Origin of the sequence: Nocardia sp. CA-084685 (assembly GCF_050955785.1) — a bacterium.
GTDB lineage: Bacteria > Actinomycetota > Actinomycetes > Mycobacteriales > Mycobacteriaceae > Nocardia.
Map to the genome: position 1 here is coordinate 6,196,048 of NZ_CP192094.1, position 11,574 is coordinate 6,207,621.

The window sequence follows — 11,574 nt, forward strand, 5'->3', positions numbered from 1 at the left end:
CGCCGGACATGGTGGCGCGCAAGAACATTGCGGCCGCTGATAGTACCGCACCGCTTCGGTTCAGCAGTCCGACGTGAATCCTGGAAAGAGGTATTCGCCCATGGGGAAATTCCTCGCGCCGATCCTCGCCGCCGGTGCGGTCGCGCTCGCACCGGTGGCGACCGCTTCGGCAGACATACCGATACAGCCCACACCGGTGCACGTCGATACCGACGTGTTGCGGCAGTTGGTTCGGCTGCTCGATACCGGTTCGGTCAGCATCTGTCCCGGGCAGGCGATGGGCAGCTTCGGCTGCTCGTGTCCGCCGGGGATCTGTCTCTGACAGCCCGATCAGTCGGCGGAGGCCGCGACCGTCGCTGCCTCGCGATGCTTGCGCAGGTCGGCGATTTCGCGTTCGAAGTCGTCGGCGGAGGTGAAGGAGCGGTAGACCGAGGCGAAACGCAGGTAGGCCACCTCGTCCAGATCCCGCAGCGGGCCGAGGATGGCCAGGCCGACCTCATGGCTGGGCACCTCGGGCGAACCCTTCGCACGCACCGCGTCCTCCACCTGCTGGGCCAGCAGGTTCAGCGCGTCTTCGGCGACCTCGCGACCCTGGCAGGCGCGCCGCACGCCGCGAATCACCTTTTCCCGGGAGAACGGCTCGGTGACGCCGCTGCGCTTGACCACGGATAGGATCGCGGTCTCCACGGTGGTGAATCGTCTCCCACACTGCGGGCAGGAGCGCCGACGGCGGATGGCCGCGCCTTCCTCGGCCTCACGCGAGTCGACAACCCGCGAGTCGGGGTGTCGGCAGTAGGGACAATGCATCCGAGAGATCCTTCGTCGATGCGCGCGCCCGCGTCCGAATCGGCTCCGGTTCGCCAGTCCCGATCCGGCGAGCACGTGTACAGGGGTCTAGACCGATACGTCCATATCAGGTCCAGGATACCCGGGAGGGGTCACCAACCGTCTCACACGTCCCAACTACCCCGTCGATCGACACTCAGCCGAGTTGCCATTGCGTCGTCAGATCGGCGATCAGATCCGGAATGCGCGCGATCATCCGTCCGTGTGCGAGCTTGCTCCAGAAGGATTCACCGAGCACCACCTCGGCGAACGGCCGATTGCTCTCCATATCGATATGGCGCAGCACCAGATCGCCGGTGATGTAGGTCCAGCGGGCATCGCGATCGGCCCAGTTGAAGTCCGGCAGCGGGGTGCGCAGTGAAACGGTGTGTCCCGCGATATCCGCGCTGACGGTGGCGGGGGCGAAAACACCGGGCGCGCGGACGCCGGGGACGGCGGGCTTACCCGCCACCGTGCTCACGTAGGTCATGACCCGCCCCATCGAGCCGCGCCCCGCCGAGGTGAGGTCCCATTGGTCGGCGATGACGCGGTTCTGCTCACGATCGGTCATGCGGATGAGCGCGTCCACATATCCGTCGCGGGTATGGGAATCGATCGATTGCCAGGCGGTGCGGATATCGGCATCGATTACCCCGGCCGCATACATTTCGTCGATTCCGGCCATCCCGAGCGCGGCATACGCCTCGTGCATCGGGACCAGATCGGTGAATATGTGCTTCTGCATGATCATCAGCCGAGTCTGATACCAGGCGACATCCTCGGCGCTCAGCCGCGAACCCTCGGTAGCGAGCAGCCGGATATCGGCGGGCACCTTGGCCACCAATTCCGGTGGGGTGCCGCGCAACAGGTCGGCGACCGCATCGCCGAGCTGATGGATTCCGGGCACGTCGAGCACCATGCCGACATCGCTGAGATCGAAGAAGCCCGAGGCGAAGGAGCCGCCCGCGATTCCGGCCAGGCCCGCCCACCAGTACTCCTGATGCTGATTCGCCAGCCGGAAGTAGTTGACGTACACCTGACTGAAGGTGCGCTGGTTGGCACGCACGCCGAGCGCCGGATCCCAGGCCGCGAGATCGATATCGGCATTGCGGGTCGAGACCACCAGCCAATACTGGTGCAGCAGTGTGGCGTAGCGGCTCGGTGCCACCCCGTCGCCTCTGGCTTCGTCGAGCGCCGCACGCAACGTCGACTCATCCAGGGGCAGCGCGGGATTCAGTCCGCTTCCACCGGCACCGTCCCCGTTGAGGGCGGGTAGATCTAGATACGCCTCATACGCGGGTGCCGCCTGTGCGGCCGGAATCATGGTGAGCGCGAAGATAAGACAGGCCAGCAGCCCGGCGATCCGGGCGAGCAGACGGAGAGCGTGTGCAGCGGTGCAGCGATGCGTCATTGCGGGTGTCCCGAAATCGTTCGTCGGCGAGAGTTGCCTAGGTCACGTTTTCAGGCACAGTAGCAACATGTTCTAGTTTGCAATCGACAATTTCGGCCACGCTTCGTGGCGGATCAGCCGGTCGCCGTCCGCCACACCGGCTTTCGCCGAGCTACGTCGGCGCACCCACACCGACACCATCCGGAACCGACTGCTGCTCGACCACGGCGGGCACCGTCGTCGGGGTCTCGCCGCCGAAAGTTCCAGCACGCCAATGCGCCAAGCCGATCAAAGCTGTCACCACCAGCGCGCTCAACAGTGCGGACACCGCGAGCACCGCGAAACCGACCTGCGCCCGTTCGACCCGCTCCATCGGATGCGGACCCTGCGCCTGACGTAGCGCGGGAGTTCGAATGAAACCTCGACCGTACGGCACCACAGCACCACCGGGCCGACTGTCGCGCGGCCGCCGATCCGTCGCGGCACGCGCGGCCTCGAGGGCACGAACGCCGCCGCGATGCTGGCGCCGCACGCGCGGAACGGATTCGAAGCCGAGATCGACGTCGACCTCACCCTGAAGGTCGGTGCTCGTGGCGCGGATCGCTGTGCTCATCGGACAAACCTCCATGAAGGGGTGTTAGGGGGTGCTCAGGTATGTCGCGAGACGGTGGAGTAGCTTTTCGATCATGTGTTCGAAGAACTTGTGTTCGATTTCTACCACGCCTCGCCGGCAAAGTCAGCAGAAAACGCCGACATGCCTCGAACAGATGTTTGATACATCGGGGTTACCGGACTAGATTCGATAGACGAAATCAATAGACACAGAAGGGCGGTTGCGGTGAGCCATACAGACGACACGGGCGACGAGAGCGGAGTTGGCACCGACCCATCCGTTACCGGGGCGGATCTCACCGTGCGTCAGCGCAAAGTTCTGGAGGTCATCCGCACCTCCGTGAGCGAGCGCGGCTACCCGCCGAGCATCCGCGAGATCGGCGATGCGGTTGGACTCACCTCCACGTCGTCGGTCGCCCACCAGCTGCGCACTCTCGAACGCAAGGGCTATCTACGCCGCGACCCGAATCGCCCACGCGCCGTTGACGTTCGCGGTCTCGACGAGGCGGTGCGCGCGGTGACCAGCCTGCCGTCCACCACCGAGGATGTCGACACCGGGCGGCCCGTCCCGACCTTCGTGCCCGTGCTGGGTCGGATCGCCGCCGGTGGCCCGATCCTGGCGGAGCAGGCGGTGGAGGATGTCTTCCCACTGCCGCGCGAACTGGTCGGTGACGGCTCGCTGTTCCTGCTCAAGGTCGTCGGTGAATCGATGGTCGACGCCGCGATCTGCGATGGCGACTGGGTAGTCGTGCGCCAGCAGAACGTCGCCGACAACGGCGATATCGTCGCCGCGATGATCGAGGGCGAGGCGACGGTGAAGACATTCAAGCGCACCGGTAAGGATGTCTGGCTCATGCCGCACAATCCGCTGTTCGAACCGATTCCGGGCAATGACGCGCGGATCCTCGGCAAGGTGGTCACGGTTATCCGCAAAATCTGACCCCAGTTCAGGGCGATCCGACCCAGCTCAGCGCGGCAGCATGGGCGCCCAGAAATCGGCTCGATGGTCCGCGGCGTAGGAGTCGATGAGCCGGTTTCCGCTGGGCCGCAAGGACATGACGAGGGGTGCAGCGGGATCATAGGCCGGGATCGGTTCGAGACCGGCCGGATCCGGGCGGGCATCAATGGCGAATCGGGCCCAGTACCTTCGCATTTCGGCGGCGAGGCGCTGCTGGTCCGGCGTCAGGGCGGCGCCGTAGAGCCAGCCGAGGTCGCGCAGGCTCCACAGCGATGCCAGTTCGCTGGCGTGGTACGCGCCCAGCGGGAAGATATTCGGTGGGCCGAGCGGCGCTGGGTCGTCGAAGGAGTAGGTGTAGGTGGGCGTGCGCGGGCCGAGCCCTTCGTATTCGACAACGAGCATGGCGAGGATGCGATCGGTCCAGGCGCGCGACAGTGCGAGCGCGGGCTGCGGATAGGCGGCGACCGGATAGGTCTGTTCGACGCGGTCGAGTTGCTCCGGCGTCAGGTCGGGCATGGCGGCGGCCAGTGCGTCGCGATATCCGGCGGCGGTCAGCGGCTGGCCAAGGGGCACACCATATTTCATGTACACCCACAGCGACATCTCGTCGTTGTTCGCACCGACGAGGGTGGGCACATCGGCGAAGGCGCCGTTGCGCACGGCCGCCTGCGGCGCGGACGGTAGGAACTGGCCGCCGTATACCGTCGGGGTGATGGAATCGCTCACCAACGTATCGACCGGCAGCGCGCGCAGGCACGCCGCGGTTCCGGGTCCGGCGCATCCGAGACGTGCGGCGTACGCGTCACCGTCTGCCACCGCCGTCGCGGCGGGCACACCGGGGCTGCACGGCCCGCTCTCCATGATCGCGGCCCGGAACAGCCCACGCGAGCTCGGCGCGACCATCTGAGTGCATACCGATGTCGCACCGGCCGACTCGCCCGCCAGCGTCACGCGCTCCGGATCACCACCGAATGCCGCGATATTGCGCCGCACCCAGCGCAATGCGGCCTGCTGATCCAGGTAACCGTAATTGCCGGGCCCGGAACCATCGTCGAGCGCCGAGGCGGCGAGGTAGCCGAGCGTGCCGAGCCGGTAGTTGATCGTGACCACGATCAGGTCACCGTCACCGTGCGCGATCAGCGGCTCGGCACCGTAAACGTCGCCGGAGCCGGTGACAAAACTGCCGCCGTGGATCCAGACCAGCACCGGGAGCCCACTACCGTCGATGGGCAGGTTGCGCGGCGTCGAAACATTCAGAGAGAGACAGTCTTCTGATTTCGTCGGGTTCGCACCGACTATCCCGTAGAAGTCGTTGTCCTGCGGGCAGCTCGGCCCGGCCACGGTGGCATCTCGAATGCCGGGCCACGGTGCGGCTGGAGCCGGTGGCCGCCAGCGCAATTCGCCGACCGGCGGGGCGGCGTAGGGGATGCCCGCGAACAGTCGATGCTCCGCGGCCACGATGCCGCGCAGCTGACCGGTCTCGACGGTGACGAGATCGGCGGCGGGCGGCTGGGCGGGAGCGGGTCCGGCGACACCGATCAGCACGATGACCGACGCCAGGATGGCGACCCAGCCCCGCGTGGCCAGCCGATCAGGCAATCCGCGCAGCTCATCCATGCCGCGAACCCAGCCTCCCGTGGTAACCCAACGATGCTTGCGCACGCGCTCACGCTAACCACACGCACCGAGGAAGCGGGCGGCAATTCCGAAAGTGACCCTTGCCACACCACGGTACGTGAGCGTACCGTGGTGTTGGTACACAGATGTACCACTGGGAGGTGTCGCATGACCACGGTGAACTTGCCCGACGGGCCTACAACCCCGGCCTTGGTACAGGCCGCAGAGGTATTGGCGGGCCGCACCCGCGCATGGCGCAGATTGCATCGGCGGTACGGCTCGGCGTTCACGGTCTACCTACCGCGCTTCGGGCGGGTCATGGTGCTATCCGAACCGGCCGAGGTGAAGGCGCTGTTCACCGCGAGCTCCGAGGTGGCCGATAACGTCGATGTCAATCTCGGCCAGTTCCTCGGTCCCGGCTCACTGTTCTCGCTGCGGGGCGCCGAACACCGCAAACAGCGAAAATTGCTCACCCCGCCGTTCCACGGTCGTCGCCTCTCGGTGTACGAGACGCTGATCGAGGAGGAGACAGTGCGCGAGCTGGCCACCTGGCCGCAGGGCCGGGAGTTCGCGACGATGGATTCGATGATGCGGATCACCCTGAACGTGATCCTCCGTGCCGTCTTCGGCGCCGAAGGTAAGGAATTCGACGAACTGCGCGAGCTGCTGCCCAGACTGGTGCTGGTCGGTTCGGCGCTTGCGGCACTGCCGGTGCCGCAAAAGTTCTTGGGGCGGTACGGTCCGTGGGCCCGCTTCGCCGCGCACCGCCGTCATTACGACGAGATCGTCGGCAGGCTCATCAACCGCGCCGCCGACGACGGTCATCTCGCCGACCGCGACGACGTGCTCGCGATGATGCTGCAGGCCCGCTACGACGACGGCAGCGCGATGACCCGCAGCGAGATCGCCGACGAACTGCTCACCCTGCTCACCGCCGGGCACGAGACCACAGCGACCACACTGTCGTGGACTATCGAGCGGTTGCGCAGGCATCCGGAAGTGTTGCGGCGCTTGGTCACCGAGGTCGACGAAGGCGGTTCGGAACTGCGCGAGGCTACCCTGCTCGAGGTGCAACGGGTGCGCCCGGTCATCGACTCGACGTTCCGCAAGGTGCGCGCGGAGTCGATGCAACTTGGTCGGTGGACCCTACCCAAGGGGCAGAATGTGCTGGTCAGCATTCGGCTCATGCACGACAACGAGGAGCTGTTCCCGAACGCCCGTGCCTTCGATCCGGATCGTTTCGTCGGTGTCCGGCCGGGCACCTTCAGCTGGATTCCCTTCGGCGGCGGCGCCCGGCGCTGCATCGGCGCGGCCTTCGCCACCATGGAGATGAATGTCGTATTGCGCACGCTGCTAAGGGATTTCACGCTGGAGCCGACCGACGCACCCGATGAGCGCACGCACTTCCGCGGTGTCGCGCTGGTGCCCGCCAAGAAGGGCCGCGCCGTGGTCTATCGCCGCGCACCACAGCCCAGCACCGCCGAGGCCAGAGCAGAACAGGTCACGGCATGACAGAGCAATTCGCCGATGTCGGCCACGGCGTCACACTCGCATACGAGCGCCTCGGTGACGGCGACACCGCGCTGCTGCTCGTCGCCGGTCTGGGACAGCAACTGCACGACTGGCCCGGTGGTCTCTGCGAACTCCTCGTCGCGCGCGGCTACCAGGTCATCCGCTTCGACAATCGCGATGTCGGCAAATCGACGCACTTCGGCTTCCCACCGCCGAGTCCGCTCGATTTCCTACGAAAGCGGTGGCACACAGCGCAATACGATCTCTCTGATATGGCCGCCGACACCGTCGGTCTACTCGACGCGCTGGAACTGAGCTCCGCGCATGTGGTCGGGATGTCGCTCGGCGGGATGATCGCACAGACCGTGGCCGCCCGCTATCCGGCCCGGGTCACCTCGCTCACCTCGATCATGTCGACGACCGGTGCGGCACGGGTCGGGCGACCGGCCCTGTCGACATGGCGGTTGATGTTCGGCCGACCGGCCCGGACCCGCACCGAACACATCGAACGCTCGGTGCGTATGTTCCGCCACATAGGCTCGCACGGTTACCCGTTCGACGAACACGCGGTGCGCGCCGCCGCGGCGACGACCTGGGACCGCGATCCCCATCCGGCACCGGGCGTCGGCCGTCAGCTCGCCGGCATCCTCAAATCCGGTGATCGCACCGCAGAACTCAGCGCCGTCATCGCCCCGACGCTGATCCTGCACGGTGACCGCGACCTGATGGTGAATCCCACCGGCGGCACCGTCACGGCGGGCGCCATCACCGGTGCGCGCCTGCACACCCTGCCCGGCATGGGCCACGACCTGCCCGTCGGCGTCCGGCCGACGCTCACCGATCTCATCGACACCCACATCCGCAGCGCCAGGAGCACCGATGCCACGCACCGCTAGGCCGTTGTCCGGCCATCCCGCCATGATCACCGGCGCCGCCTCCGGCATCGGTCGCAGTCTGGCCCAATTGCTTTCGCGCCGTGGGTCACCCGTGGCCATTGCCGATATCGACGAGGTCGGCTTGAAACAGACGGCCGACACGCTGACCGGTCCGGTACTCGTCCGCGTGCTCGATGTACGCGATGCCGCCGACCAACTCGCCTTCGCCGCCGAGGTCGAGGACTGGCTTACCGAGCCATTGGCGGCGGTATTCAACAATGCCGGTGTGGCGGTGGGCTCGTCGGTGCTCGACGCGGTTCCCGAAGACGATGAATGGCTGCGGCAGATCAACTTCGACGGCGTGGTCCATGGCACTCGCGCATTCCTGCCCATCCTGGTCGAACAGGACAAGGGTGTCATCGTGAATACCTCCAGCGTATTCGGACTGCTCGGCATGCCGAATCAAAGCGCCTACTGCGCGGCGAAATTCGCGGTGCGCGGCTTCACCGACGCACTGCGCCAGGAACTTCGGGGCACGGGAGTGTCCGCGGTGAATGTGCATCCGGGTGGTATCACCACCAACATCGCGCGAAATGCCCGGGTGCGCAAGGATCCCGAGGGACGCGGTCGCTCGCGCGAGCAGATAGCGGCGGAGTTCGAGGCGATGACGTTGACCTCACCGGACAAGGCGGCCGAAATCATCTGTCGCGGAGTCGAACGCGGGAAGTCACGGATTCTGGTCGGGCCGGATGCCTACGTTTTCGACGCACTCGCACGCGTCGCGCCCACGCACTACTACGACATATTCGCAGTACTGGAGCGGCGTCTGCGGGCCCGCGCGAAGGCGGAGGTGACAGCATGAGCGCATCGCACGGCGATTCCCCGGTGGGTGGTGTCCGCGAGACGGGTGGGCCCGAGCACTTCGATGTGCTGATCGTCGGGGCCGGTCTGTCCGGCATCGGCGCGGCGCACCATCTCCAGACGGCCTTCCCGACGCGCACCTACGCAATTCTGGAAGCGCGCACGGTAGTCGGCGGCACCTGGGATCTGTTCCGCTATCCGGGGGTGCGTTCGGATTCCGATATGCACACCCTCGGTTACCGTTTCCGCCCATGGACTCAGGCCGCCGCCATCGCCGACGGGCCGTCGATCCTCGACTACATCCGTGACACCGCCGCCGAAGCCGGCATCGATCGCCGAATCCGGTTCGGGCACAAGGTTATCGGGGCCTCCTGGTCGACCGAAGCGGCGCAGTGGACGGTGACCGTCGAACACGACGGCACCACCTCGACATTCACCTGCGGCTTCCTGTATGTGTGCAGCGGCTACTACCACTACGACCACGGCTACACCCCCGAATTCGCCGGAATCGAGGATTTCCGTGGGCAACTCGTGCACCCACAGCAGTGGCCCACCGACCTGGACTATGCCGGTAAGCGGGTGGTCGTGATCGGCAGCGGAGCCACCGCGGTGACCCTGGTTCCGGCCATGGCCGAGACTGCGGCGCAGGTGACCATGCTGCAGCGCTCCCCCACTTACATCATGTCCGTGCCTACCGAGGACGCGGTGGCGATCCGCCTGCGCGAACGGCTCGGACCTCGCCGGGCCTATACGATCACCCGCTGGAAGAACGTGCTGATCGGCACGCTCATCTACCAACTCAGCCAGCGTCGTCCGCATATGATGCGCAACTTCATCCGGAAACAGACGGCCGCGCAATTGCCGAGCGGATACGAGGTGGACGTCCACTTCAAACCGACCTACAAGCCATGGGATCAACGGCTCTGCCTGGTGCCGGACGGGGATCTGTTCCAGGCGATCCGGGCCGGACGCGCCGCCGTGGTGACCGACCGCATCGAGAAGTTCACCGCCGAGGGCCTGCGTCTGGCCTCGGGCGCCGAGCTGCCCGCCGATATCGTGGTGACGGCGACCGGTCTGCAATTGCTCGCCTTCGGCGGGATCGAATTGAGCGTCGACGGCCGGGCCATCCCACTGCCCGACACCATGGCCTATAAGGGAATGATGCTGAGCGGCGTCCCCAACTTCGCCTTCACCATCGGCTACACCAACGCGTCGTGGACATTGAAGGCGGATCTGGTGGGCGAATTCGTGTGCCGATTACTGCGCCATATGGACGACAACGGCTACGACCAGTGCACGCCGTGGCCGGATCCGAGTATCGCCGCAGAGCCACTGCTCAATTTCCAATCCGGCTACGTCCAGCGTTCCATCGACCACTTTCCCAGGGCCGGCTCGCGACGGCCCTGGCGCTTGGGGATGAACTACGCCCACGATGTGCTCGCACTGCGCCACGGGCGCATCGAGGACGGCACTATCCGCTTCGCGAGCCGGGCCGGCGCACCCGGCCGTATCCCGGTGCGTGTGAGGTCATGATCGCCGCGGCGGCGGGGCGAACTAACCTGATTCTCGTGACCCGTGCCGAGCCCGCCGCCAGTACCGCCACCGAGGACGCGCCGGAATCCGCATTCCGGCGTCGGCTCCTCGATGCGATGGCCGAGGCCGTGCGCGATCGCGGTTATCGCGAAACAACCGTGGCCGATGTGGTCCGCAACGCGCGCACGTCCCGTCGTACGTTCTACGAACATTTCGATAGCAAACAGGACTGTTTCATCGCGCTGCTCGCCGAGCGCAACAATGAGACGATCCAGCAGATCTACGATGCCGTCGATCCAGCCGCGCCGTGGCGCACTCAGGTCCGGCAGGCTATCGAAGCCTGGATCCACGCATCCAATCAGGACACGACGATCACCCTGGCCTGGATTCGGGACACACCCGCGCTCGGCGAGGCCGCGCGCCAGGTCTACCACGAAGCGGCCGAGGCCTTCATCAATCTGATCCAAAGCCTCACCACCACACCGGAGTTCGAAGCCCCCGGGCTGCATCCGCCGACCCGTCAGATGGCTACCATCCTCTACGGTGGGTTCCGCGAGCTGATCGCCTCCACGGTCGAAGCGGGCAAGGATATCAGCGACATCATCGACGTCGCCGTCGATACCGCCATCGCCCTGGTCGGACCGCGCTACGAGCAGGGAGCTAGTCCTTAACGGCCGTGAACTGCGCCAGCGCGCCATTGCACACCAGCTCCACCTTGCGCAGCCCCGCTGCGGCGATCCAATCCGACAGCTCGGCCGTGGTACCGGACGGACCGAATACGCCCAGCGCCCGCATCACCCGCATGTGCAGATCGAAGCGTGGCCGGACCCCGCGCACTACACAACTGCCGACCAAACGTCCACCCGGCGCTAGTACGCGGGCCAGCGAGGCCACCGCGGCGGCCGGATCCGGCATACAATGCAGCCCCGCGAAACTCACTACCAGATCGAACTCGCCCGTGGCGAATGACAGGTCGACCACATCCGCGCGCACATAATCGATATCGGACAGCCCGGCGCGCTCGGCGGTGCGGCGCGCCGCCGCCAATTGATCATCGGAAATGTCCGCGGCCACGTAGCGGAGCTTGCGACCGGATTCGAGTCGACGCAGCGTCACGCCGCCGCCAACCGGCAGATCCAGCACCGACGAACCCTCCGCCAGCTGATTCACGACACCCATTGCCGCATACATCCGGCGGGTATCACAGCCCCACATCACCTGTCCCGCGGGCCGGGCCACCCGCGGATGGTCGAGCACGAAGTCGTATACCGGAGCCCCGAGATTCCCCCAGACTCGGCTCTGCCACACTTTCCGGACGTCAGGCACGTCGTCTCCTCTTCGCGCAGTGGGAGTCCAGGCTAGGCCGGTACTCATCGATGCGCCAAGAGCTT

The 11,574-nt window shown here is 66.1% G+C and carries 12 protein-coding genes; 7 read left to right on the forward strand and 5 right to left on the reverse strand.

Annotated elements, in window-relative coordinates:
* Positions 1–100: 100 nt before the first annotated feature.
* Positions 101–322, forward strand: a complete 222-nt coding sequence (locus ACQP2U_RS27620) for a hypothetical protein (protein ID WP_433710127.1) — start codon at positions 101–103, stop codon at positions 320–322.
* A gap of 8 nt (positions 323–330) precedes the next feature.
* Here the strand turns inward: ACQP2U_RS27620 and nrdR are convergent, their stop codons facing one another.
* The 3 genes from nrdR to ACQP2U_RS27635 all read right to left on the reverse strand — a co-directional run bounded on the left by nrdR (position 331) and on the right by ACQP2U_RS27635 (position 2,828).
* Positions 331–807, reverse strand: a complete 477-nt coding sequence (gene nrdR / locus ACQP2U_RS27625) for a transcriptional regulator NrdR (RefSeq protein ID WP_364494438.1) — start codon at positions 805–807, stop codon at positions 331–333.
* Between the two features lie 175 nt (positions 808–982).
* The gene (locus ACQP2U_RS27630; protein ID WP_433710128.1) at positions 983–2,236 is read right to left on the reverse strand and encodes a hypothetical protein; all 1,254 of its coding nucleotides are present in this window, start codon (positions 2,234–2,236) and stop codon (positions 983–985) included.
* Positions 2,237–2,387: 151 nt separating this feature from the next.
* Entirely contained in the window at positions 2,388–2,828 is a 441-nt protein-coding gene (locus ACQP2U_RS27635; RefSeq protein WP_433710129.1) for a hypothetical protein, read from the reverse strand.
* Positions 2,829–3,053: 225 nt separating this feature from the next.
* Between ACQP2U_RS27635 and lexA the strand changes: the two genes are divergently transcribed.
* Positions 3,054–3,767 (forward strand): transcriptional repressor LexA, encoded by a 714-nt coding sequence (lexA, locus tag ACQP2U_RS27640; protein ID WP_433710130.1) that lies wholly within the window; start codon positions 3,054–3,056, stop codon positions 3,765–3,767.
* Between the two features lie 27 nt (positions 3,768–3,794).
* Here lexA and ACQP2U_RS27645 read toward each other — a convergent pair whose 3' ends face one another.
* A complete protein-coding gene (locus ACQP2U_RS27645) occupies positions 3,795–5,447 on the reverse strand; it encodes a carboxylesterase/lipase family protein (RefSeq protein ID WP_433710131.1) in 1,653 nt (550 codons plus the stop codon).
* Between the two features lie 123 nt (positions 5,448–5,570).
* Between ACQP2U_RS27645 and ACQP2U_RS27650 the strand changes: the two genes are divergently transcribed.
* Genes ACQP2U_RS27650 through ACQP2U_RS27670 form a run of 5 tightly spaced genes read left to right on the forward strand, consistent with a single transcriptional unit; the run spans position 5,571 to position 10,854 of the window.
* Positions 5,571–6,914: a cytochrome P450 gene (locus ACQP2U_RS27650; RefSeq protein WP_433710132.1), complete on the forward strand. Its 1,344-nt coding sequence runs from the start codon at positions 5,571–5,573 to the stop codon at positions 6,912–6,914.
* Entirely contained in the window at positions 6,911–7,810 is a 900-nt protein-coding gene (locus ACQP2U_RS27655) for an alpha/beta fold hydrolase (RefSeq protein ID WP_433710133.1), read from the forward strand. Before ACQP2U_RS27650 ends, ACQP2U_RS27655 begins: the two co-directional genes overlap by 4 nt.
* Complete coding sequence (locus ACQP2U_RS27660; protein WP_433710134.1) at positions 7,794–8,651, forward strand: SDR family NAD(P)-dependent oxidoreductase; 858 nt, start codon at positions 7,794–7,796, stop codon at positions 8,649–8,651. The genes ACQP2U_RS27655 and ACQP2U_RS27660 overlap by 17 nt, the downstream gene beginning before the upstream one ends.
* Positions 8,648–10,183: a flavin-containing monooxygenase gene (locus tag ACQP2U_RS27665; protein ID WP_433710135.1), complete on the forward strand. Its 1,536-nt coding sequence runs from the start codon at positions 8,648–8,650 to the stop codon at positions 10,181–10,183. The genes ACQP2U_RS27660 and ACQP2U_RS27665 overlap by 4 nt, the downstream gene beginning before the upstream one ends.
* Before the next feature lie 35 nt (positions 10,184–10,218).
* Positions 10,219–10,854 carry a TetR/AcrR family transcriptional regulator gene (locus ACQP2U_RS27670; protein ID WP_433710136.1) on the forward strand — a complete coding sequence of 212 codons (636 nt, stop codon included), beginning with the start codon at positions 10,219–10,221 and terminating at the stop codon, positions 10,852–10,854.
* On the opposite strand, the gene ACQP2U_RS27675 is transcribed toward ACQP2U_RS27670, so the two are convergent.
* Positions 10,844–11,509, reverse strand: a complete 666-nt coding sequence (locus ACQP2U_RS27675) for a class I SAM-dependent methyltransferase (RefSeq protein WP_433710137.1) — start codon at positions 11,507–11,509, stop codon at positions 10,844–10,846. The genes ACQP2U_RS27670 and ACQP2U_RS27675 overlap by 11 nt on opposite strands.
* Between the last annotated feature and the right edge of the window lie 65 nt (positions 11,510–11,574).